This window comes from Mammaliicoccus sp. C-M13 (genome assembly GCF_022386845.1).
In the GTDB taxonomy this organism is placed as follows: domain Bacteria; phylum Bacillota; class Bacilli; order Staphylococcales; family Staphylococcaceae; genus Mammaliicoccus; species Mammaliicoccus lentus.
The window spans coordinates 1-22,951 of the sequence record NZ_JAJNHQ010000003.1 but is presented as its reverse complement, the minus strand read 5'-3'; the positions used below and the strand labels follow the sequence as shown (position 1 = coordinate 22,951).

Here is a 22,951-nt window from a genome sequence, read left to right as displayed (position 1 = left end):
AATTATAAACCGTTTACATTCCCATTTTAGCACTTAACCGATTTATATTAAAGGCTAATTTACCATTTATGGCAGTTTATTTCCTATTTTACTTATTGATGAAAGTATCCTTGAAAATTACTGATATTTTAGTATATTCATCGACTACACTATCAACTTTTACAATACCGTCATACGAGTTGACTAATTTCTTAGCAATAGATAATCCTAAGCCATTTCCACCTTCTTTTCTTGAACGTGATTTATCGACTCTGTAGAAGCGATCAAAAATAAATTCTAGGTCTTTTTTAGGTATACCCATTCCGTGGTCAATTATATCAATTGTGATGGTTCTATTTTTTAAATTTGTTTGTATTTCGATATTTTTATTCTTTTTGTCATATTTCATGGCATTATCCATAAAAATAAGTAACATTTGTTCAAAATGGAATCGATTAATATTCATTCTGATCGCGTCATAATTAGATTTAAAAGCAAAAGAATAGTCAGGATGTAATTTACGTAATGATTTGATTCGTGATTGTATTTCATAATTAATATCCACGATATCATTATCATCACTTGCGCTTGTTCTTGAATCTTTAGATAGTAATAATAATTCTTCCACTAATTTCGTAATTCTTTCCATTTCTTCAATGGAAATATCCAATGATTCTTCTAATACTTCTGGGTTGTTTTTTCCCCATCTTTGAATTAAGTTCAAATGCCCTTGAATAATCTGTAATGGTGTTCTTAATTCATGAGAAGCATCTTCCACAAATTGTTTTTGTTGATCAAATGAAACTTCTAGCTGTTCCATCATGTTATTGAATGTTTGGATCATATCGTCTGTTTCTTCATAATTAGTCGGTACTTCTAATTTTTCTTGGAACCCATCTCGACGAATTTGTTTCATCTTATCTGAAAGTATCGTAATTGGTTTCGTAATTTGTGATGAGAAAATATAACTTATTATTGCGATAAGGAATAAAGCAGTTAATCCAAATATACTGGCTAAAATAATCATGAATTTAATAATGGCGTCATAGCTATCTAAAGGATGAACGATTGCTTCATAGCCATTAAAGTAGCTTGTATTAATTGGACTATAAACGACTAAATAAGATTTGTTATCGACATGCATTTCATATATTTCTACTGATTTAACACGTTTAAATTCAGGAGTATATTTCAATTTGTCATTGTGTGTTTCTTCAAACATTGGCTTACCAAATTTATCAAAAAGTATCATTTTTTGATTGTCTGTTATCGTCGCGTTTATATCAGTTGAAGTAATTTGTCCTAATGTCTTAGATTGAAGCAAATTAACGGTATCTTGCGCGCTTCTCGTTGCAGTTCCAGTTTCTTGGTCTTTTAAATATAAGCTAATAAAATAAATGATAAACATACTAAACAATGCGAAAATGATAAATGTAATCGTGGTTGTAAGCATCATCCATTTTGTCTTTAAAGATTGTTGTTTCATGAACGTATCACGTACCCCACTCCTCTAACCGTTTCGATGATGTTTTCCTTTTTGAACGGTTTCAATTTATTTCTTAAATAACGTATGTAAACATCTACTACATTTGTTTCCACTTCTGACTCATAGCCCCAAACATGATTTAAAATTTGTTCTCTCTGTAATACATAATTTTGATTTTCAGCGAGCAATAATAATAATTCATACTCTGTTTTAGTTAAATCAACTGATTCTCCACCTATATAAACAGAAAAAGCATTTTTATCGATTTTAATATCATTAATTTCAATAGTACTAGTGTCAGATTCTAATGTTACATTTCTACGTATAATAACTCGGATTCTAGCTAACAATTCTTCAATATCAAAAGGTTTAACTATGTAGTCATCAGCACCATAATCTAAACCGATAACTTTATCATAAGTGTCGCCTTTAGCAGTAATCATAATGATAGGCGTATTTTTTTCTCGACGTATACGTCTACATACTTCTAGACCGTTCATTTTAGGCAACATTAAGTCCAATAGTATACAATCATAATCGTCAGTTAAAGCTTGATTTAGCCCGCTCTCACCGTCATAACATATCTCTACTTCATAATCTTCATGTTTTAATTCTAATTCTATAAACCTTGCTAAATTTTGTTCATCTTCAATGATGAGTATCTTTTTCATGATGACACCTCAAATTTTTTAATTTTTTTCACTTTATAATTGACAATCGTTCTCAGTTAGTTATAATAGTAATTGAAAATGATTATCAATGAAAGAGTTCCCCCTCTAGTAAAAGATAACATTTTCAAGTTTCACATGCTCATTATATATGAGCAAAACTATTTTATCATTTAAAATAGTAAAAATTTAAAAAACTAATTGACATTCATTCTCAATTAGTTATAATAGTAATTGAAAATGATTCTCAATCAAATAAAAGAGTTCCCCCTCTAAGTATGGATTGAACATTTTCTATAACCCCCTTTTATGCCCATAAAAGTAAAACGTCCTAGTGATTCTGTCCAAATCACTAGGATGTTTTTTTAATATCTAATTTATTTTTAAGCATTAATTGAGCTAAAAGAATACAAACAATACCACCAATAATACCTGCGATAATATCAGTTGGATAATGAACTCCTAAATAAACTCTAGAAGTAGATATCATTAATATAAAAATGACACATATTCCTGTTAAATAAGGTTTCATTGAACGTTTTGAAGCTCTAAAAACAATGTACATAATCGAGCCGAAAAATGCTGTTGAACCCATTGCATGTCCACTCGGAAAACTAAATCCTGAAATATCAATTAATCTCAGTAATGTTGGACGTTCTCTATCGAAAACATTTTTCAATAGTGGATTTAAAGTACCTGATAGAATCATTGTTAATGCAAAAAATAATGTTTCGATATTTAATCTTTTTAATTTAAGATAACAAATAATTAACAGTGATAAAGCAATCATTGCCCATACTTCTCCAACTTTAGTGAAACCAAGCATAATAGAAGTTGTAATAAAACTTTCTGTAGAATATATAAAGTTATAAACTTCGTTGTCTATCCACTTTCCTAAACGTGATTCATGAAAGAAAGCTATAACCCCGAAAATCAGGCTAAATATTAGTATTAATAACGTTCGATTAGCTTGGCTCATATAATACCTCCAATATTATTGAATATCAGATTCAATTTTGTTGAATAATGATTCTTTTGTATAACTTTCTTTAAATTTAGACATATTTTCAATCAACGTTTCACGTTCATTTTCAAGTTGATCTAAATTTCTAACTAATGTATTTTGATTCACTTCTTTTTCTTGTATAACTTTAGCATAACCATTTTTTTCGAAAATTTTAGCATTATCAATTTGGTCACCACGAGATTGGTCTAATCCTAAAGGAATTAGCAACATAGGTATTTTTAAAGTTGCAAACTCATAAATAGCATTTGCTCCTGCTCGACTGATTACTGTGTCAGAAATAGCGTAAAAATGCATAAGTTCTGATGAGACAAATTCGTATTGAACATAGTGATCATTTTCAATGTTTTCATCTTTATGACCTTTACCTGTTAAATGTATAATTTGATATTTTTTAGTTAAGTAATCTAAATTGTCACGAACAGCTTCGTTTAATATTTTAGAGCCTAAACTACCACCCATAACCAATAAAACAGGTAATTTATCATTAAATCCCGTTATTTTGTATCCTTCTTCTTTCTTACCATCTCTTAAGTCTTCTCTAATAATTGCTCCAATGAAATCTGATTTTTCTTTAGGAACATATTTTAATGTTTCTTCAAATGTTGTATACATTTTATTAGCAAACTTCATTGATATTTTATTAGCTAAACCTGGTGTTACGTCAGATTCATGAATAATAGTTGGTATTTTTAATGATTTAGCAGCGATGATTACCGGCACGCTCACGAAACCACCTTTAGAGAATACTAGATCTGGTTTTTCTTTTTTTAATGCTTTGCGAGCATCTAATACACCTTTTAATACTTTGAATACATCTTTTAAGTTTTCAAATGATAAATATCTTCGCAATTTACCACTAGATATCGGAATATATTTAGTAGTTTTTGCTGAATCAGTTATCATATCTTTTTCAATACCATTCTTTGAACCGATATAAACAGTTTCGATGCCACGTTGTTCAGCTTCTGGAATGAGTGCTAAGTTAACAGCGACGTGTCCAATTGTTCCGCCACCTGTAAATGCTATTTTTTTCATTTTAAATCTCCTTCTAATCTATCAATTTATAATACGCATAAAATGGTGCGTTTTTATCAAATGGAAATTCGTTCGATTCATGTTCTCCAATAAATTTAAAATCAAATCTACTGAATAAATTTTGAGCACGTTTGTTTTTTGAGAATGTATCAGTCAATATAACTTTTACATTATTTTCGTTAGCTACGTCAATAGCAAATTGCATCATTTTATCAGCTACACCTTTAAACTCTGGGTTAGTAGCCATTCTGTGAATGACTACAGCATTATCAATTGGTACAGGCCAGTTAAATTGCTTATACCAATCTGCTTGTGATTGGTTGATACAAACATAACCTACCACTTCATTATTTAGCTCATACAAATATAAATGACCATTTTCTATATCGGTATAGAAATCTTTTTCTAAAGGATATGCTTCATCCCATTGTGGATTATCATCTGACTTCATGATGGATTTTGCCATATTTGTTAGTTCATTAATGATTTCCATATCTGAATGTGTTGCTTTTCTCATTGTTGATCCCTCACTTATTGATGAATGTATTTAATCGTATCATCTAGTTGAATGTCTTCTTTTTGAATTTTATTGCGCATTAAGTCAATAAATTTTTCTGTTGTTTTATCTGTAAATATACCATCATCGTTAAGATTATGATCTTGTTGGAAATTTTTAACTGCGCTTTCTAATTCACTATCATAGTTTTCATTTTCATTGCTTACATTATACCCTAACGCATCTAGCCCAATCTTAATTGATTTCACTTCTTTTGCTTTATCACCGTTTTGGAATGATTTTTTAGGACTTATAATTTCAATTTCTTCATATTTAGGTGCCTTGATTTCTTTATTAGGTTTAATTCCTTTTTTATGAATATAAGACTTATTTGGCGTCAACCATCTCATATTTGTATATTTTAATATAGATGAATCATCGAATGATTGATGACTTTGTCCAATGCCTTTACCGAACGTTGTCGTTCCAACTACATCAGCAATTTTATAATCTTGTAATGCCCCGGCGAATATTTCAGAAGCACTAGCTGAACCTTTATTTACTAATACTGAATAATCCATATCATCGATACCTGACATTTTATCTTTTTCAGTTTTTACTGCTTCAGGTTTGTCTCCTTTTGTCTCTAGATAAATGACTGGTTTGCCTTTATCAACGAAAAGGTTAACACTCGTGATTACTTCATCTAAAAGACCACCAGGATTGTTTCTTAAATCTAATACGACATGTTTAACGTTGTCTTTTTTAGCTTTTTTAATAGCTGATTTAAGTTCTTCTGTTGTCTTTTCCTGGAATTTAGAAATAGAAATGATACCAGTATCATCTTTTTTCTTATAATCTACACTAGTAACATGTATTTTATCTCGTTTAATTTCTACATCAAAAGGTTCTTTACCTTCTCTTTTGATTGTGAGTGTAACTGTTGTGCCTTTTTTACCTCTTACTTGGTTAACAATTTCATTCAACGATTTATTCTTAATAGATTTGTTATTAACTTTAGTGATAACATCTAAAGACTTAATACCAGCTTTTTCAGCAGGAGAATCTTTCATAGGGCTTGTAATACGTACATAATTATTATGAGATTCCATCTCAGCACCTATACCTACAAAGTCTCCAGAAATTTCTTGATTATAACTTTCAGTATCTTCAGCAGATATGTATTCACTGTACGGATCATTTAAAGATTTGACCATTCCATCAATTGCACCTTTAGTCAACTTATCCTCATCAACATCCTTATAATAATCACCTTCAATTTGTTCATATACTTTTTCAATTTTATTAATGTTCTTTTGTTTATCGTTGCCATAATTTAAGCCGAATTTATATGAAGCAAATGTAACAACAGATGTTAAAAATACTGTTATAAATAAAAGTATGAGTAATTTATACAGTGGCATTGTTATTTGCTTATCATTTTTGTCATTTGATAATTTCATGATCTCACAACTTTCTTGTCAAATATAATTTATTTTAACAGTTTATCCAATCAAATAAAAACACTTTGGTGCTCAAAACACCAAAGTGTAAACTTTTAGAACTTTAACCATTCTTCATACGATTCGTATAAATCATCAAATACGCTCATTGGTTGAGTAAACATTACTTCTGTTTCTAAATAGTCTGAGAGTGTATGATAATCATTTGAAAACTTCGGAAAAGATAAATCTTGAAAAATTAAGTCTGCTAATTTTCCCATTTCGCTGTTTTCATTACGTTTTGTTAGTGCGTATTGATAAAATGAATACTGTTTCATTTATTTCATTTTCACATCTATTGCTTTAGTTTCGCCTTTTTGAAGACTAGTTAAAGATTCGATATTAATTTCTTCAGCATCATCAGTATTAGTAATAATAACTGGGCTGATAGTAGATTTTACTTTTGAATCGATCGTATCGATATCAAATTTTAATAATTCTTGTCCTTTTGTAACTTTATCACCAGTATTTACAAGTGCTTCAAATCCTTCTCCACCTAGTTGAACTGTTTCTAATCCAACGTGAACTAAAACTTCAAGTCCATTTGCTGCTTTAACACCTACAGCGTGATTTGAAGGTTTGAATACATTAACAACTTCACCGTCAAAAGGAGCTACTACAATACCTTCTGCAGGTTTGATACCAAACCCTTCACCCATCATTTTTTGAGCGAATACCGGATCAGGTATATCTTCTATTGCTACATACTCACCTGAAATTGGTGCAAATACTTCTACATTTACGTCTTTTGTCTTGTTACCGCCAAATAATTTTTTAAACATGTTAATCGTCTCCCCTGTTATTTAAAATGATGTACTAAATCTCCGTATCCTAATTCTTCTAGCTTTTCATACGGGATAAATTGAACTGCTGCAGAATTGATACAATATCTTAATCCACCAGCTTCTTTAGGTCCATCGTTGAACACGTGACCTAAATGACTGTTAGAATCTTCTGAGCGTACTTCAGTTCTAACCATGCCATGTGTTTTATCCACTAGCTCAATAACTTCTTCGTCATTTAACGCTTTAGAAAAGCTAGGCCAACCGCAATCTGATTCAAATTTTTCTTCAGATGTAAACAATGGTTTTCCGGATAACTTATCTACATATATACCTTTATCAAAATGATTCCAATATTCATTTTGAAAAGGTGGTTCAGTACCATCTTGTTGTGTTACAAGGTATTCCATTTCATTTAATTCGTCTTTTGATTTTTTTAACACTTTAATTCCCCCAATGTTTTTCTATAAAAGCTTTACGACCAGAACCTTGTTGATAACCTTGATAATGAGCCGGGTTCTTCAAATAATAATCTTGATGATGTTCTTCGGCTGGATAGAAATTCTTATAAGGTTTCACTGGTGTAATTACGGGTTTATCAAAAATTTGTCTTTCATTTAGTTCGTCTATTTTATTTAAAGCTACTTTCTTTTGATTTTCATCATGATAGAAAATTACAGGTTCATAACTCTCTCCTCTATCGAAGAATTGCCCTTTATTATCAGTAGGATCAAAAGTTTTGAAATATATATCAAGAATAGCTTCGAAATCAGTTATATTCTCATCATATTCAATTTGAACAGCTTCAACATGTCCAGTTTGATTTGTACATACCTCTTCATAAGTAGGATTTTCAACATGACCACCGCTATAACCAGAAGTCACTTCTTTAATGCCAGGGTATTCGTTGAATGGTTTAACTAAACACCAAAAACATCCACCCGCTAAAGTTGCATATGCCATTGTTGCGCCTCCCTTGTTGGTTTACTTTAACTTAATATCAAAATACCATTTTTTTGCCGAAATATCTAACGTTTGAATTTGGATTGCGTCAACATTATCGATATCTATCTTATCTAAAGATAAATATATAGTTTCTTCTTTTGGATCGATATTTATATATTCTGGTAAATCACTATACTTTTTAATTTGAGATAATACAAAAGGATTTGAAATATTTAATTTACCAATATCTATTGATTGTATTTTAAATTTAATAGTATCTTTATTTACTTTTGTAGGTATTGTATCTAACTTAATGTTAATATCCCTATTTAAAACTTGAGTCGTCGTATTAAAAATTAAGTCATTCTTCGTTATTTCTGTTTCGATGTCATAATCTTTTAAAGTCGCATTTATAAGAGATTGTAATTCTGCATTATTAAAAGAAACAGTGAAATCTTTGGACGTCTGTTCATTTGATTCATTTACAGATTTAGATGAATCAGTTATTGAAGTGAACACATAAATAATCGCTATAAGTATTAGAACAATAAGAATAGTAAAAGCATAAAACCAAAAGCGATTATTCATCCAATTTTTATTTTCCATAATAAAACACGCCTATAGCACCTTCACCTGTATGTGTAGAAACAACTGGTGTCGTAATTGCTGTATCAAAGTTATGAATATCTTTTTTTTCTTTAATTGAATTCATTAATTTATTCACCAAATCTTCTGCATTTGCATCAGCTATACCGACTTTGATGATTTCTTTAGTTTCTAGGAATACATCTAACTCTTTAAGTAAAAATTTAACGACAGCGTTTTGAGTGCGAGCATTATGAATCATTTCTATCTTTCCGTTAATGAGTTCGCCAATAGGTTTAATGTTCATCAATGAACCTAATAAAGCTTTAGCTTTACCTATTCTTCCACCTTTAACTAAATTATCTATATTACCGATAACAACAAATAAACGCATGTTAGATTTCATATTTTCGTGTTCTTTAACAATTTCTTCTGATGAATAGCCTTCGCTAATTAATTTAACAATCTCTTCTACTTGAAATCCATATGCTAAAGAAATGAATTTACTATCGATAACAGTAACTTTTGTTTCTGTCATTTGGCTAGCTTGTTGAGCTGCGCTAAAAGTACCAGATAATTCAGATGTCATATGAATGCTGATGACTTCTGAACCGTCTTCTCCTAATTTATCGTAAGTTTCAACTAACTTACCTATTGCTGGTTGGCTCGTTTTAGGTAAGTTTTCAGCTTCTCTCATTTTCAATAAGAACTCTTCAGAACTGATTTCTGTTTGGTCTTCGTAAGTAACACCGTCAATTACTATATTTAAAGGTACAACACTAATATCGTGTTCTTCTAAATAATCTTTTGGCAAATCCGTAGTTGAATCAATAACTAATTTAATTTTATTCATTGCTTTTCTCCTTTAACGATTGAACAGAAAGGCTAATTTGATCTTGAACAAAGTGACTAACTTCCTGCATCGTTTTATCTTCAAATATTGATGGGTCAATAGGGTCTAGTATATGTACATAGACATCACCAGGCACCATTTTTCTTGATTGATATTTCTCCATTATTTGAGATGTACCGTATATTGCTATTGGCACAATTTTAACTTGAGCAGATTTAGCTAATTTCAATGAACCAGCCTTGAACTCTTGCATCTCTTGGCCTTTACTTCTACTACCTTGAGGAAAAATCAATAAAGAATGTTTTTCTTTTAATTTTTTAATACCATCTTTAATCATTTGTAAACTTGCTCTTCGATTAGAACGATCTAAGTAAATACAATTTAATTCTTCCATCCATGGTTTTAAAAAAGGGATTTTTTCAACTTCTTTTTTTGAAATAAAACCAAAAGGTTGTGGTAATTGATTAATCAAAACGGGGATATCAAAATTACCTTCATGATTCGATACATAAAGCACTGGGTCATCTAGAGGTTCTGTACGACCAGATAAATGTACCTTTACGCCTGCAGATTTTAATATTTTTTGAGACCATCTCTGTGCGTATAGAAATGTCATTTCATCTTGACTTCTAATATCGTCTATTTGGTTTTTCTTTTCTTTAAGTTTAGGTAATTGAGTTGATACAAGTGCAGCATAACCGATAATACAACCAACTGTTCTAGCCATTCTTAACATATTATTTTATCCTTTCCAAGTGCATAAAAGTATGTGGAAGTATGTTTTTTTCATCTAATTCTCCTGCTTCAGATGAAATTACATTCCATTCATTAAAGGTATAAGGTGGAAAGAATGCATCTCCTTGAAATTTATCTTCTATTACAGTTACATACATATCGTCCACACGTGACATCATTTGTTCATATAAACCTTGCCCACCAAATATAAATATATGGTCTTCTAATTGGTCTATTTCATCGATTGAATGAATCACGTCTACACCTTCGTGATAAAAAGATTCATTAGAAGTTAAAACAACATTTCTTCTATTCGGTAATGGTTTACCAATTGATTCGAATGTTTTTCTACCCATCACAATTGTATTACCCGATGTTAAATTTTTCACTCTTTTTAAATCGTTTGGTAAATGCCAAGGCATTTTATTATCTAATCCTATTACTCTATTTTGATCATGACATACAATAATTGATTTCATTTAAATTCTCCTTTAAACCGCTATAGGTGCTTTTATACTTGGATGTGATTGATAATCTTGAATTTCTAAATCTTCATAATCTATATCGAATAGTGATTTTTCTGTATTGATATTTAGTTTAGGTGGATTGTATGAAGACCTTGATAATTGTTCTTCAACAGCATCTATATGATTTTTATAAATATGAGCATCACCGAATGTGTGTACAAATTCTCCTACTTCAAGATTACACTCTTTAGCTATTAAATGTGTTAAAAGACTATAACTTGCTATATTAAAAGGTACACCTAAAAATATATCAGCACTTCTTTGATAAAGTTGGCAACTTAATTTACCATCTTTTACGTAAAATTGGAATAATGTATGACAAGGTGGTAAAGCCATTGTATCTATCTCAGTTGGATTCCATGCTGAGATTATATGCCTTCTAGAATTCGGATTATTTTTAATATTATCAATTAAAGTTTGAAGTTGATCGAAGCTTTGTCCGTTTTGATCTTTCCAATCTCTCCATTGTTTACCGTAAACATTACCTAAATCACCATATTTACGCATAAATTCATCATCATTTAAAATTTTATCCTTAAAGATTGCGAGTTGTTCTTTATATTGTTCATTAAATTCATCATTAACTAATGATCTTCTACCGAAGTCTGTCATATCTGGGCCAGTATATTCATCACTTTCTATCCATTTCTTAAATGCCCACTCGTTCCAGATATTATTCTTATATTGCAATAAATATCTAATATTAGTATCGCCTTTAATAAACCATAATAATTCAGTGGCAATTAATTTGAATGAAACTTTTTTAGTTGTAAGTAGTGGAAACCCTTCTGACAAGTCAAATCTCATTTGATGACCAAATATTGAAATTGTACCTGTACCAGTTCTATCGTCTTTATTTTCGCCTTCATTTAATACTTTGCGGCATAAATCATGATATGCTTCATCAAAGTTATTCATACGAGCACCTCTTTTTAATCTTTATTCTTCTTTTCTATATTAACGAAAATACTTATAATTTACTACTGATATAATATAGAAACTCCTTTGATATTTATGTATAATAGAGATAAATATAATAACCATTACTTTAAAGGGGGCCATCTCAATGAATGAAATATTTGCTACTTTGGGATTATTTTTATTATTATGTTATATGATTAGTATGTGTATCACTGAATAAGTAATGATACGCACGCATATTTAATGTGTCATTTCATTTAAAGTTAAAAAACAGAGAAAATCCTTTATTCATTTTAGGGTTTTCTCTGTTTTTTGCTATAAGGCTTGTTTACTATTGTTTACGCGTAAGCCGTAATGCGTTTTCGAACTTTTTCGTAAGCATTGTATAACATTTAACTCTTTAAATAATAAACTGTCAAAGCGCGCCTTTAAAATTAAGTGTTTATAGTGTTTTATCGGTTTATATTCTTGTATTTTAAGAATATTGTTAGAGAGTTCACCCATTCTATCACTTTCTATTAAAGTTTTTTCGAACATGTGATCTAAATATAATATATCAACTTTTTCTTCATTTAACTTAACCCAATTATTATAATCTTCATTTATAAAATGAATTCTTTTTAATTCGTTATTGTTGAGTTGTAGTTTCATACCTTCAGAAATTACGAAATGAATTAAAGGGTGTTGTTCAATAGCAAATACGTTAGCTTTTGGAAATTGCTTTAATACTAAATAGCTATCTCTACCAAAACCCATTGTTCCATCAACAAAATTAAATGAACTTTCTTTACTCGTTATATGATTTATCATTTCACTTAATATGGGTTGTTGTTGTTGATTTTTTACCATATTTAATTTTACTTTCGCGGTATCTAAATGAAAATAAATTGGTATTTCTGAAGTGAAATATAGTTTTGGACCAGTATTTTCAAATACGATAACTGGTGAGTCATTAGATTTAAAAATCTGTTTTATCGTTAATTTTTTACGTTTTATAATAGAAATGTTTTGTATGTATTTATTTTTATTCAGCAAATGAAATGCATCTTCTACCTGTTTGTAGAGAGATGCATTTGTTTTTACTGAAGTTGTTATGCGTAAATTAGTCACAATATTCATCGAATGCGTCTTTTATATCCATACAAATTTCTTGGATATCTCTTCCTTCAATATGTTCACGTGGCATAAAGTATTTTAGTTCATTTCCTTTAAATAAAGCCATTGAAGGGCTTGAAGGAACTTGCGCAATGTATTCTCTCATTGTTTCTGTTGCTTCTTTATCTTGACCAGCAAATACAGTGGCAGTTCGAGAAGGTTTTTTATCATTTTGTAAAGCGACTGTTACAGCTGCAGGTCTTGCTAATCCAGCAGCACAACCACATACAGAGTTAACAACTACAAATGTTGTTTCATTTTGCTCTGCGTCTTCCATATAACCTTTAACTTGGTCAGGTGTTTCTAAGCTTTCAAACCCTTGCTCAGTCAATTCGCTTCGCATTGGTTGAGCTAATTCTTTCATGTATTGTTCATATGCATTCATATTAATTCTCCTCTCTTTTTCTGTTAGCCATTTGTTTCCAAACAGAACCTAAAGCAGCTTCGCCATTTTCAATTCTTTCAATGGCCATTTGAACTTGTAATTTAACATCAAACGCTGGATCATCTTGTCTATTCTTAAGCGCTGGTAAAGCAGTTTCGTCACCTTCATCAAAAATAAACATCGCTGCACGCCATCTTACGATTTTTTGTGGGTCTTCTAAAGCTTCAATCATAACAGGTAAAGCTTCTTTAAAGCCTAAATCACTAAAGCAATCTCCAGCTGTTCTTCTTACTGCTACATTTTTATCTTTCATAGCTTCATATAAATAAGGTAATGTTTCTTTCGTCTCAATCATACCTAACAATACAACAGCCATACGTCTAATTTGTGGCTTTTCGTCATTAAGTGCGACTTCCAGTAATGGATAGTCATCTTCAGTTGGCGTTGGAAAATCATTTAACATTCTTAGACGTGTTTTCCAATCTTGTTCTTGTTCGAATTCTTCCTTACTAACATGGATGAATTGTTTTTCTGGAATTGTAATATCTTTAGTTAAAGCTTCTTCAACTAAATTTTCAAGAATTGATTCTGGATATAATGCAAGAATTTCTTCTTGTACAGTTTCCATTACATCATCTAATTCGCCATAACGGATACCTAAATCATCCCATTTTCTTAAAAATACAACGTTGTCCTCATCTTTAGTTGCTTTTAACATACTATCAATATAAATCTCAGGTAGCTGTTTTCTTTTTTCTTCATTCTCTGTTGTTAATTTTATTTGATAAGGAATACCTTTAAATCTTAATACTTCAGCTTTAACTTCCCCGTAATGTTCATTGACTTTAGCTTCTTGTTCTTCGTTATCATCTTCTGTACCAGAAATAGCAGCTGTCACGTCTTTTAATAAAGTATCCCAGTTTTCTTTACCTTTTTTGTCGACTGCAATGAAATCCATAACATGAAAGACTGATCTTATACCGTCTAACTGTAAAATACGATTGATAAATTCAGGGTTGTGATCGTTGACTTCTGTATATGTTTGAGAAGTTCTATCCTCTTTCTTGAATGATAATACGATTTTCATCGTGTTTGGACTTGGTGTTGGTTCTACTCTTACGATTTCCATAATATCCTCCTTATTGAAGTTTGTTTCCCAATTGTTTTATGCGTATACCTATAGAACATTCAGATATACAATATTGATGAGCTTGATGTTTGCCTTGCGTCTCTCTATAATGCGTTTTTAATAAACATCCTTTGCAATATGTCTCCATTAATTGATCTATTTTTTTAATAGCTATTTTTTCATCTTCAACTAAAATAAGCGTCACTCCTTACTTAGACCGTAATTATATCATTAGTATTATAAATTGTGGATTATAAAGCTTATTGCATTTTATAACTTTGACCTTTATAATTGTTAAGTTCGAATATCGCGGTTTCTAAACACCCGCTATATCAAAATTTAGGAGGAACAAAGTTATGTATAATGAGTTATTTGGTATTATTACCTTTTTAATCACATTTATATTAATGTTGATTCTATACCGTATATTTGGAAAAACAGGTCTATTTGTTTGGGTTGCCGTAGGTACTATTATAGCAAATATACAAGTTATTAAAACAGTAGAGTTATTTTCAGTGAGCGCAACACTCGGAAATGTAATGTTCGCTTCAATTTATCTTGCAACGGATATTTTAAATGATATATATGGTAGAAAACAAGCTAAGAAAGCAGTTTGGCTAGGTTTTTCTTCCGTCATTGTAATGGTTATATTATTACAATGTTCATTAACATTTATACCAGCACAAGAAGATGTATCACAAGATGCATTAAAAACTATTTTTGGTATCGTGCCAAGAATAGCACTAGGTTCAATTTTCGCATATATTATTGGTCAACATTTAGATGTACTATTATTTAATATCATTAAAAAGAAATTTTCTTCTGACAGTACTTTCTACATAAGAGCATATGGTAGTACAGCTATTAGTTCTATTGTTGACACAGCGATATTCGTGCTAATCGCATTCTATGGCAATATGCCTGGAACTGTATTATTTGAAATATTTATAACTACTTACTTCCTTAAACTACTAACAACAATCACAAATGTGCCTTTTGGTTATATAGCTAAGTCTATGTATCGTAAAGGGAAAATTGTAGAGTAACATTATAAATAGAAGTAAATTAAAATCGCTAATCCTTATAAGGTTTAGCGATTTTTTATTGAAATAAGAAAACAGCCCGGGACATATATAAATGTCTCAGGCTGTTTCTTTATATAGGCAGTGGCTGACTGGATTGAAAATACGCTTATAGTAAGGTTTTTTCAATCCTAGCCACCCTTGCCGGAGGAGCGGGCCTACGAAATCTTTTTAACAAAATGAGATTTCTGTTACACTCCCTTCTCTTATAAATTCAAGCAATAAACTTACTTAAATCATCGAGAATATTATTCTTTATCTTCAGATTTTTTACGTCTGAATAATAATGCTAGGCCACCAAATAATGAAGTGATACCTAATAAACCAGCTTGTTTGCTTTCTTCTTCACCAGTGTTTGGTAATACTTTTGCACCTTTATGGTCTTTATTTGAATCAGATTTAGATGGTTGATCTTTACTATTCATATTGCTAGTTGCATTTTGACCATTAGAACTTGTAGTACCATGTTGTTTCATTGAAGAATTGTGTTTTTCGTGCATTGAACTATCAGCTTTATCGTCAGTATTTACTTTGCTGTTACTGTTGTTATTACTGTTAGTCATACCGTTATCATCTGCTTTATTGCCATCTTTTCCAGCTGGTTTAGTAGTATTGTCTTTACCAGGTTTGTCATCTGCACCAGTGCTTGGCTTGTTAGAGTCATTGTCTTTACCTGGTTTGTCGTCTCCACCAGTACTTGGCTTGTTAGAGTCATTGTCTTTACCTGGTTTATCGTCTCCACCAGTGTTTGGTTTATCAGTACCATCATCTTTACCTGGTTTATCGTCTCCACCAGTATTTGGTTTGTCAGAACCATCATCTTTACCTGGTTTGTCGTTTCCACCAGTGTTTGGCTTATCAGAACCATCGTCTTTACCTGGTTTATCTTCTCCACCAGTATTTGGTTTGTCAGAACCATCGTCTTTACCTGGTTTGTCGTTTCCACCAGTGTTTGGCTTATCAGAACCATCGTCTTTACCTGGTTTGTCGTCTCCGCCAGTACTTGGTTTGTCAGAACCATCGTCTTTACCTGGTTTATCGTCTCCACCAGTGTTTGGTTTATCAGAACCATCGTCTTTACCTGGTTTGTCATCTCCACCAGTATTTGGCTTATCAGAACCATCGTCTTTACCTGGTTTATCATCTCCACCAGTATTTGGTTTATCAGTACCGTTGTTGTTAGAATCTTTAGCTGGCGTTGTGATATCAGGTTTACCATCGTTGTCTTTATCCGTAACAGTTGTGCCATTCGGATCAGACTCATCTTTATTCGGAATACCATCTTTATCAGCGTCTTCGTCGCCATCAGGTGTGCCATTTCCATCAGAATCAGGGTTTGTAGGATCAGTGCCTGCAGCTTCTTCGTCTTTATTGTTCACACCATCACCATCAATATCTGGGTCTTGATTATCCGGTGTACCGTCTCCATCTGTATCTTTCGGTGTTGTGATGTCTGGCTTACCATCGTTATCTTTATCCGTAACAGTTGTGCCATTCGGATCAGACTCATCTTTGTTTGGAATACCATCTTTATCAGCGTCTTCATCACCGTCTGGTGTTCCGTTACCATCAGAATCAGGATTTGTTGGATCAGTACCTGCAGCTTCTTCGTCTTTGTTATTTACGCCATCCCCGTCGATATCTGGATCTTGGTTATCAGGTGTACCATCGCCATCTGTATCTTTCGGCGTTGTGATATCAGGTTTACCATCGTTGTCTTTATCCGTAACAGTTGTGCCGTTTGGATCAGACTCATCTTTATTCGGAATACCATCTTTATCAGCGTCTTCGTCGCCGTCTGGTGTACCATTACCATCAGAATCAGGATTAGTTGGATCAGTACCCGCAGCTTCTTCGTCTTTATTATTTACACCATCCCCGTCGATGTCAGGATCTTGGTTATCCGGTGTACCGTCACCATCTGTATCTTTCGGTGTTGTGATGTCTGGCTTACCATCTTTGTCTTTATCCGTTGGTGCAGTTCCATTCGGATCAGACTCATCTTTATTCGGAATACCATCTTTATCAGCGTCTTCGTCGCCATCAGGTGTTCCGTTACCATCAGAATCAGGATTAGTTGGATCAGTACCTGCAGCTTCCTCGTCTTTGTTGTTTACGCCATCGCCATCAATATCTGGATCTTGGTTATCAGGTGTACCATCGCCATCTGTATCTTTCGGCGTTGTGATATCAGGTTTACCATCTTTGTCTTTATCCGTAACAGTTGTGCCATTCGGATCAGATTCATCTTTGTTCGGAATACCATCTTTATCGGTATCTTCGTCACCATCAGGTGTACCATTACCATCAGAATCAGGATTTGTTGGATCAGTGCCTGCGGCTTCTTCATCTTTGTTGTTCACACCATCACCATCGATGTCTGGGTCTTGGTCATCTGGAATACCATCATTGTCAGTATCCTTAGGATTTGTTACTACAACTGGATCAGAAGGTAACGAAGTATTCGGTGTTTCAGCTTTATCTGTTGCTTTTGCTGTTATTTCACCTTCAGGTAAAGGTTTTGTCGGTGTAATCACGACATTACCTTGATCATCAGCCGTACCTTCACCAATTTTGTTACCGTCTTTATCGAATAATTCGACTTTAGTACCCGGTTCAGCTTTGACTGTTATTGGTTCTTTTGTACCACCTTTACCAGTTAAATCAGTTTCAATCACAGGTTTACCAGGCGGTGTAGTATCTGTTGCCTTCTTCGGATCAGAATGTTCAGAAGGATTTGGTGTTTCAGCTTTATCCGTTGCTTTCGCTGTCACATTACCTTCTGGTATTGGTTTCGTTGGTGTAATGACAGCTTTACCTTGATCATTCGCTGTTCCTTCCCCAATCTTATTACCTTTGTTATCAAATAATTCAACTTTAGAATTAGGCTCGGCATTAACAGTAATTGGTTCTTTCTTAGTAGCTTTACCTGTTAAATCTGTTTCGATAACAGGTTTCGCAGGCGGTGTAGAGTCGATTACTTTATAAATGAATTCTTTAGTTACACTATTACCACTTGGATCTCTATAAGTAACCGTCACAGTGCTTGTACCTTCAGTCGTTGGCGTACCTGTAATTTGTTTTGTTTGGTTATCAAACGTTAAACCTGCCGGTAAGCCCGTTACGCTTGTTGGATTAATTTCGCCACTATTATCTGTCGCGTTTGGAAGTGTAATTGGTCCGATTGCTACACCTTTCTCGCTTCTTTGATTGTTAAGGTTTGGGCCGACTGGAGGTGTACTATCCTCAACTTCTACAACAACTGGTACGTCATCATGACTACCATCTGGATAAGTTACACGAACAGTCGCATTTTTATCACCAGTCGTTCTTGTATCTACTGCTGCTGTATACTCGTAGCGGGTACCAGTAGGCAAGCCAGTTGTATTGATAGACTGTTCAGCGTTAGGAGTATCATTTAACTCAACTGTTTGATTTTTACCAGTTGGGTTAAATCTTTCAGCATCCGTAGGGTTTGTCGCTACCTTCGGAGTAGAAGGGTCAGATGTATTTGGACGAACAGCTGTATCTGTCGCTGTAGCCGTGATTTCACCTGCCGGTATCGCACTCGTAGGTGTAATTGTCACATTACCCTGAGCGTTCGCCGTGCCTTCTCCGATTAATACTTTATTATTTGTGCCAGTATAAATTCGTACTGTTGAACCTGGCTCTGCAGTTACACTAATCGGTGTCGTTGTACCAGCTTTTCCAGTTAAATCAGTTTGGATTACAGGTTTAGGTGGTGCTGTTGTATCTCGAACATAATACTTAACGTTTACATCAATAGTATTGCCACTTGGATCTGTATAAGTAACCGTAACATCGTTTTTAGTTTCAGTAGTTGGTGTACCTGTAATTTCTCTATTTTGACTATTGTATGTTAACCCTGGAGGTAAGCCAGTTACACTTGTTGGTGCAATATCACCACTATTGTCTGTTGCAGTTGGAAGTATAATTGGTTGAATTGTCACACCTTTTTCAAATAATTGATGTCTAACATTCGGAATAGATGGTGCAACTGTATCATTTACCTTTACAACAACTGGTACATCATCATGACTACCATCTGGATAAGTTACACGAACTGTCGCATTTTTATCACCAGTCGTTCTTGTATCAACAGGTGATGTGTACTCGTAACGCGTACCAGTAGGCAAGCCAGTTGTATTGATAGATTGTTCAGCGTTAGGTGTACCTTTTAACTCAACTGTTTGATTTTTACCAGTTGGATTAAATCTTTCAGCATCCGTTAGGTTTGCTGTAGCTACTTTAGGGTCACTAGGTGATAATTCTCTTAATTTAGTTACTATTCTTGCAGTAATATTACCTGATGGAATATTTACTGTAGGTGTGATTCTAGCATTACCGTTTGCGTCAGTAACACCTTCCCCAATTACATTATGTTGCTCATCAAATAATTTTACTGTAAGACCTGAAACACCTTGAACAGTGGATACATCTATAGGTGTTTTCGTATTGGCTTTATTTGTTAAATCCGTATGGATTTCTGTTGGAATATCAACCTTATAAATACCTCTAAATCTTATTACATTATATGAGTTTGACCAAGCACCAGCTGCTATCTGGAAAGCTCTATGTTTTGTTGTTGCATCATCATAGGGCTGTTCGTATGTTGTTAGTAATTTACTAAGTGGTACTCTTACTTCAAAATCAATTGTAAATCTATCAGTAAATCTTCCATCTATTGTTTTAACAGTACTATGGATTGGTGTATGAAAATCGTATGCCAAGCTATCATAGTTACCTGGGTTTCTTTGTTTAAATGTTTGTTCAACCGTACTATCACTCATACTATTCACATTGATAGCTCCACCATTTTTCGTTATGTGTAGGACTTTAATTTCTCCTTCACTAGCCCCAAAGTAGTACCTTGTATGACCTCGTCGAGCAAAACTGCTGTTTTCTCTAGGAGTGTCATTGAATCTCACTTGAAATCTAATAACGGCGATGTTACCTTCATGTGTTACTTGTTGTAAGTCCATACCAGCTACCCAATGGTATTTATCACCAGATGGAAAACCACCACTATCTCTATCACCTAAATTACCATAGTCTTTTTCTTCAGCTATACCTTTTAAAAGCGTCCAACCTGGACCATTACCAAATATTGAATTATCCACACTTCTTAAAGATCTTCGTGTTCTAACGCGTCTTTCTTCTCTTGGTTGTTCTGTTACTACACCAGCTTTATCAGGAGTGTCCGATTTGACTGGTTTCTCTTCAGTCTCTGTAGTTTTGTTTTCAGACTGTGTATTTTCTTTAATTTCTGGTTGTACTACTTCATCTGAAACTTGTTTGTTTTCTGTAGTTGCAGGTTGTTCTACTACTACATCATCTTTATTTGTATTTACTTTTTCTACTGATTTGTCTTCAGATTTTTCTGTTTCTTTTTGAGATTTTTCATCTGGCTTATCTTCAGATTTTACAGTCTCATTTTTTGGTTGTTCTTCTTTAGTTGCAGGATTTTCTGTTTTTGTTTCTTTTTCTGCTACTTCTTTAGTTTTAGGTTTCTCTACTTCTTCAACCTTTTCTTCTTTCACAGTAGATTCTTGTTTATCTGCTGCGTCTTCATTCTTAACTGATTCTTCGGGTTTTACAGTTTCTTCTGTAGCTACCGATTTTTCTACTTCTACTTGTTGCTTATCAGTTTCTTCAGATTTAGGCTGTTCTGTTGTTTCTTCAGTTGTTGGTTGATTAGTTGAAGTTTCTTCATTTTGTTGTTTATTTTCTTCTGAAGATTTATCAGCTTCTTCAACTGTTTTATTAATTTCTTTCTCTTCTTTTTCTTTTGCTGATTCTTCTTGTTTAGCTACATCTAAAGTGTTTTCAGATGCAAAAGCATGGTCTGCTGGTGAGCCTAGGAATATGAGTGTTCCGATTAATATCGAGCATGTTCCAACAGCATACTTTCGAATACTAAACTTTTGTAATCGCCGTTGCTTATCCATTAGCGATCCCCTTTACAAATTATTTTTTGGAGAGCAACTTAACTCATAAGGCGATTCATTTTTACTATTTAGTTTTATTTATTAGTCATGAGTTAATTATCTACTCTTAATTGAATCGTTGTTATATGAGTGAAGTGGCACAAATATATGTGAATTGAATAAATAAAATATAAGTTCTCCTTTCTTTTAAATTATTCACATATAAGATATGGAACAAAATGTAATTTGTTCTAAGTTAGTATACCACTTTTATTATGTATGTAAAATACTATTCTTTTAAAACTCTATAAAATATTTATATAAATTTTGTAAAATGTAATAAAAAAATTTATTTTGAAGAATGAGATTTTTCATTTTAAGAATACATATTTGAGATTGACTATGTACTTAAGAAGTATTAATAAATAGAGTTTATATTTAATTGAATTAAAATAGAGAGTGCACGTGTGCACTCTCCTCTACTTATATATTATTAAGAAGCGTATTATTCTTTGTCTTCAGATTTTTTACGTCTGAATAATAATGCTAATCCACCAAATAATGAAGTGATACCTAATAAACCAGCCAGTTTACTTTCTTCTTCTCCAGTGTCAGGTAATACTTTTGCATCTTCATGGTCAATATTTGAATGAGCTTTGGATGATTGATTATTATTACTCATGTCATTAGTTGCAGTTTGATCGTTTAAATTTGTATTGCTATTCTGTTGACTCATTGTACTACCATTATTTAATTCATAATTAATGTTAGTCACGCCATTACCCTCTGACGAAATGTCGTCTTTAGCAGCTAATTTAATAATATCGTTATTACTATTTAATTTATCATATCCATTGTTAGAAATATTGTTATTATTTTTCATGACATTTTCATCAATGTTTGGTTGTATAGAGCCCTTACTATCGACTGATTTTTCCTCGTCACTAAGCGCACCATTTTCTTTAGTATCAGAGTTCATTGGATTAGTACCTGAGATTTCTTTGTTTATATTGTTTATGCCGTCGCCATCAATATCTGTGTCTTGGTTATCTGGAGTAACTTCATCATCTGTATCTTTAGATTGGTCAGTATTATTTGGATTGTCATCAGTATTAGATTGACCAGAATCATTGTTGTTAGTTGGCGCTGAAGCGTTTGGATTAGATTCATCTTTATTTGAGATATCATCTTTATCAGCATCTTCACCGCCATCTGAAATTCCATTACCGTTAGAGTCTGAATTCGTTGGATCCGTGCTTGTAACATCTTCATCTTTATTATTTACACCGTTACTTTCAATATCTGAGTCTTGGTTATTTGGTGTGCTATCGTTATTTGTATCTTTATGTTGGTCGGTATTATTCGGATTGTTGTTAGAATCTTGCGATGGTTTTGTTACGTCAGATTGACCATTAACGTCTTTGTCAGTTGGTATTGTACTGTTTGAATCAGATTCCTCTTTATTCGAGATACCATCTTTATCAGAATCTTCATCACCGTTTGAAATACCACTGTCATTAGAATTAGATTCCGTTGGATCAGTAGCTTCAGTTTCTTCATCTTTATTATTTACACCGTTACCTTCATTATCTGAGTCTTGGTTATTTGGTGTGTAATTGCTATTTGTATCTTTATGTTGGTCGGTATTATTCGGATTGTTGTTAGAATCTTGCGATGGTTTTGTTACGTCAGATTGACCATTAACGTCTTT

22 protein-coding genes are annotated in these 22,951 nt (G+C 32.6%); 1 reads left to right on the top strand and 21 read right to left on the bottom strand.

Going from position 1 to position 22,951, the window contains the following annotated elements; all coding sequences use genetic code 11:
• Positions 1-88: 88 nt before the first annotated feature.
• The 19 genes from LQ615_RS03120 to LQ615_RS03030 all read right to left on the bottom strand — a co-directional run bounded on the left by LQ615_RS03120 (position 89) and on the right by LQ615_RS03030 (position 14,415).
• Positions 89-1,465 carry a HAMP domain-containing sensor histidine kinase gene (locus LQ615_RS03120; RefSeq protein WP_017000183.1) on the bottom strand — a complete coding sequence of 459 codons (1,377 nt, stop codon included), beginning with the start codon at positions 1,463-1,465 and terminating at the stop codon, positions 89-91.
• Positions 1,462-2,136, bottom strand: coding sequence for a response regulator transcription factor (locus LQ615_RS03115; RefSeq protein WP_017000182.1), 675 nt, complete (start codon positions 2,134-2,136; stop codon positions 1,462-1,464). Before LQ615_RS03115 ends, LQ615_RS03120 begins: the two co-directional genes overlap by 4 nt.
• Positions 2,137-2,485: 349 nt before the next feature.
• Positions 2,486-3,112, bottom strand: coding sequence for a phosphatase PAP2 family protein (locus LQ615_RS03110; RefSeq protein ID WP_017000181.1), 627 nt, complete (start codon positions 3,110-3,112; stop codon positions 2,486-2,488).
• A gap of 15 nt (positions 3,113-3,127) precedes the next feature.
• Positions 3,128-4,195: an undecaprenyldiphospho-muramoylpentapeptide beta-N-acetylglucosaminyltransferase gene (locus LQ615_RS03105; protein ID WP_239703834.1), complete on the bottom strand. Its 1,068-nt coding sequence runs from the start codon at positions 4,193-4,195 to the stop codon at positions 3,128-3,130.
• A 13-nt stretch (positions 4,196-4,208) separates the two neighbouring features.
• Positions 4,209-4,712, bottom strand: a complete 504-nt coding sequence (locus LQ615_RS03100; RefSeq protein WP_147641251.1) for a GNAT family N-acetyltransferase — start codon at positions 4,710-4,712, stop codon at positions 4,209-4,211.
• A gap of 14 nt (positions 4,713-4,726) precedes the next feature.
• Positions 4,727-6,154 (bottom strand): S41 family peptidase, encoded by a 1,428-nt coding sequence (locus LQ615_RS03095; protein WP_239703835.1) that lies wholly within the window; start codon positions 6,152-6,154, stop codon positions 4,727-4,729.
• Positions 6,155-6,249: 95 nt separating this feature from the next.
• Positions 6,250-6,471 (bottom strand): YozE family protein, encoded by a 222-nt coding sequence (locus LQ615_RS03090; protein WP_017000177.1) that lies wholly within the window; start codon positions 6,469-6,471, stop codon positions 6,250-6,252.
• Complete coding sequence (locus tag LQ615_RS03085; protein WP_017000176.1) at positions 6,472-6,975, bottom strand: PTS sugar transporter subunit IIA; 504 nt, start codon at positions 6,973-6,975, stop codon at positions 6,472-6,474. It abuts the gene before it with no gap.
• A 17-nt stretch (positions 6,976-6,992) separates the two neighbouring features.
• Entirely contained in the window at positions 6,993-7,418 is a 426-nt protein-coding gene (msrB, locus tag LQ615_RS03080; protein ID WP_017000175.1) for a peptide-methionine (R)-S-oxide reductase MsrB, read from the bottom strand.
• A gap of 1 nt (position 7,419) precedes the next feature.
• Entirely contained in the window at positions 7,420-7,938 is a 519-nt protein-coding gene (gene msrA / locus LQ615_RS03075) for a peptide-methionine (S)-S-oxide reductase MsrA (RefSeq protein WP_064205157.1), read from the bottom strand.
• 21 nt (positions 7,939-7,959) lie between these two features.
• Complete coding sequence (locus tag LQ615_RS03070; protein ID WP_239703836.1) at positions 7,960-8,526, bottom strand: DUF2140 family protein; 567 nt, start codon at positions 8,524-8,526, stop codon at positions 7,960-7,962.
• A complete protein-coding gene (locus tag LQ615_RS03065) occupies positions 8,516-9,358 on the bottom strand; it encodes a DegV family protein (protein ID WP_064205159.1) in 843 nt (280 codons plus the stop codon). The genes LQ615_RS03070 and LQ615_RS03065 overlap by 11 nt, the downstream gene beginning before the upstream one ends.
• Entirely contained in the window at positions 9,351-10,094 is a 744-nt protein-coding gene (locus LQ615_RS03060; protein ID WP_064205160.1) for a lysophospholipid acyltransferase family protein, read from the bottom strand. The genes LQ615_RS03065 and LQ615_RS03060 overlap by 8 nt, the downstream gene beginning before the upstream one ends.
• A 1-nt stretch (position 10,095) precedes the next feature.
• A complete protein-coding gene (locus LQ615_RS03055; protein WP_239703837.1) occupies positions 10,096-10,572 on the bottom strand; it encodes a dihydrofolate reductase in 477 nt (158 codons plus the stop codon).
• A 12-nt stretch (positions 10,573-10,584) separates the two neighbouring features.
• The gene (locus LQ615_RS03050; protein WP_064205161.1) at positions 10,585-11,538 is read right to left on the bottom strand and encodes a thymidylate synthase; all 954 of its coding nucleotides are present in this window, start codon (positions 11,536-11,538) and stop codon (positions 10,585-10,587) included.
• A gap of 318 nt (positions 11,539-11,856) precedes the next feature.
• The gene (locus tag LQ615_RS03045; protein ID WP_239703838.1) at positions 11,857-12,660 is read right to left on the bottom strand and encodes a class I SAM-dependent methyltransferase; all 804 of its coding nucleotides are present in this window, start codon (positions 12,658-12,660) and stop codon (positions 11,857-11,859) included.
• On the bottom strand, positions 12,644-13,081 hold the full coding sequence (locus LQ615_RS03040; protein WP_017000167.1) for a BrxA/BrxB family bacilliredoxin: 438 nt from the start codon (positions 13,079-13,081) through the stop codon (positions 12,644-12,646). The genes LQ615_RS03045 and LQ615_RS03040 overlap by 17 nt, the downstream gene beginning before the upstream one ends.
• Before the next feature lies 1 nt (position 13,082).
• The gene (locus LQ615_RS03035; protein WP_017000166.1) at positions 13,083-14,210 is read right to left on the bottom strand and encodes a conserved virulence factor C family protein; all 1,128 of its coding nucleotides are present in this window, start codon (positions 14,208-14,210) and stop codon (positions 13,083-13,085) included.
• A 10-nt stretch (positions 14,211-14,220) separates the two neighbouring features.
• On the bottom strand, positions 14,221-14,415 hold the full coding sequence (locus LQ615_RS03030) for a zinc-finger domain-containing protein (protein WP_081501341.1): 195 nt from the start codon (positions 14,413-14,415) through the stop codon (positions 14,221-14,223).
• Positions 14,416-14,566: 151 nt separating this feature from the next.
• Here LQ615_RS03030 and LQ615_RS03025 point away from each other — a divergent pair, with 151 nt between their 5' ends.
• Positions 14,567-15,256 (top strand): queuosine precursor transporter, encoded by a 690-nt coding sequence (locus LQ615_RS03025; protein WP_064205164.1) that lies wholly within the window; start codon positions 14,567-14,569, stop codon positions 15,254-15,256.
• 284 nt (positions 15,257-15,540) lie between these two features.
• Here the strand turns inward: LQ615_RS03025 and LQ615_RS03020 are convergent, their stop codons facing one another.
• Together LQ615_RS03020 and LQ615_RS03015 are read right to left on the bottom strand one after the other, a co-directional pair.
• Complete coding sequence (locus LQ615_RS03020; protein WP_239713503.1) at positions 15,541-21,261, bottom strand: Rib/alpha-like domain-containing protein; 5,721 nt, start codon at positions 21,259-21,261, stop codon at positions 15,541-15,543.
• Between the two features lie 484 nt (positions 21,262-21,745).
• Positions 21,746-22,951: LPXTG cell wall anchor domain-containing protein (locus tag LQ615_RS03015; RefSeq protein WP_239713492.1), on the bottom strand; the 1,206-nt coding region annotated here is incomplete at its 5' end.

Coding starts and splice junctions, on each gene's coding strand:
- LQ615_RS03060 (WP_064205160.1), bottom strand. CDS start 10,094: ATGTTAAGAATGGCTAGAACAGTTGGTTGTATTATCGGTTATGCTGCA.
- LQ615_RS03045 (WP_239703838.1), bottom strand. CDS start 12,660: ATGAATATTGTGACTAATTTACGCATAACAACTTCAGTAAAAACAAAT.
- LQ615_RS03120 (WP_017000183.1), bottom strand. CDS start 1,465: ATGAAACAACAATCTTTAAAGACAAAATGGATGATGCTTACAACCACG.
- msrA (WP_064205157.1), bottom strand. CDS start 7,938: ATGGCATATGCAACTTTAGCGGGTGGATGTTTTTGGTGTTTAGTTAAA.
- LQ615_RS03100 (WP_147641251.1), bottom strand. CDS start 4,712: ATGAGAAAAGCAACACATTCAGATATGGAAATCATTAATGAACTAACA.
- LQ615_RS03055 (WP_239703837.1), bottom strand. CDS start 10,572: ATGAAATCAATTATTGTATGTCATGATCAAAATAGAGTAATAGGATTA.
- LQ615_RS03085 (WP_017000176.1), bottom strand. CDS start 6,975: ATGTTTAAAAAATTATTTGGCGGTAACAAGACAAAAGACGTAAATGTA.
- LQ615_RS03025 (WP_064205164.1), top strand. CDS start 14,567: ATGTATAATGAGTTATTTGGTATTATTACCTTTTTAATCACATTTATA.
- LQ615_RS03040 (WP_017000167.1), bottom strand. CDS start 13,081: ATGAATGCATATGAACAATACATGAAAGAATTAGCTCAACCAATGCGA.
- LQ615_RS03035 (WP_017000166.1), bottom strand. CDS start 14,210: ATGGAAATCGTAAGAGTAGAACCAACACCAAGTCCAAACACGATGAAA.
- LQ615_RS03105 (WP_239703834.1), bottom strand. CDS start 4,195: ATGAAAAAAATAGCATTTACAGGTGGCGGAACAATTGGACACGTCGCT.
- LQ615_RS03065 (WP_064205159.1), bottom strand. CDS start 9,358: ATGAATAAAATTAAATTAGTTATTGATTCAACTACGGATTTGCCAAAA.
- LQ615_RS03090 (WP_017000177.1), bottom strand. CDS start 6,471: ATGAAACAGTATTCATTTTATCAATACGCACTAACAAAACGTAATGAA.
- LQ615_RS03020 (WP_239713503.1), bottom strand. CDS start 21,261: ATGGATAAGCAACGGCGATTACAAAAGTTTAGTATTCGAAAGTATGCT.
- LQ615_RS03070 (WP_239703836.1), bottom strand. CDS start 8,526: ATGGAAAATAAAAATTGGATGAATAATCGCTTTTGGTTTTATGCTTTT.
- LQ615_RS03050 (WP_064205161.1), bottom strand. CDS start 11,538: ATGAATAACTTTGATGAAGCATATCATGATTTATGCCGCAAAGTATTA.
- LQ615_RS03110 (WP_017000181.1), bottom strand. CDS start 3,112: ATGAGCCAAGCTAATCGAACGTTATTAATACTAATATTTAGCCTGATT.
- LQ615_RS03115 (WP_017000182.1), bottom strand. CDS start 2,136: ATGAAAAAGATACTCATCATTGAAGATGAACAAAATTTAGCAAGGTTT.
- LQ615_RS03095 (WP_239703835.1), bottom strand. CDS start 6,154: ATGAAATTATCAAATGACAAAAATGATAAGCAAATAACAATGCCACTG.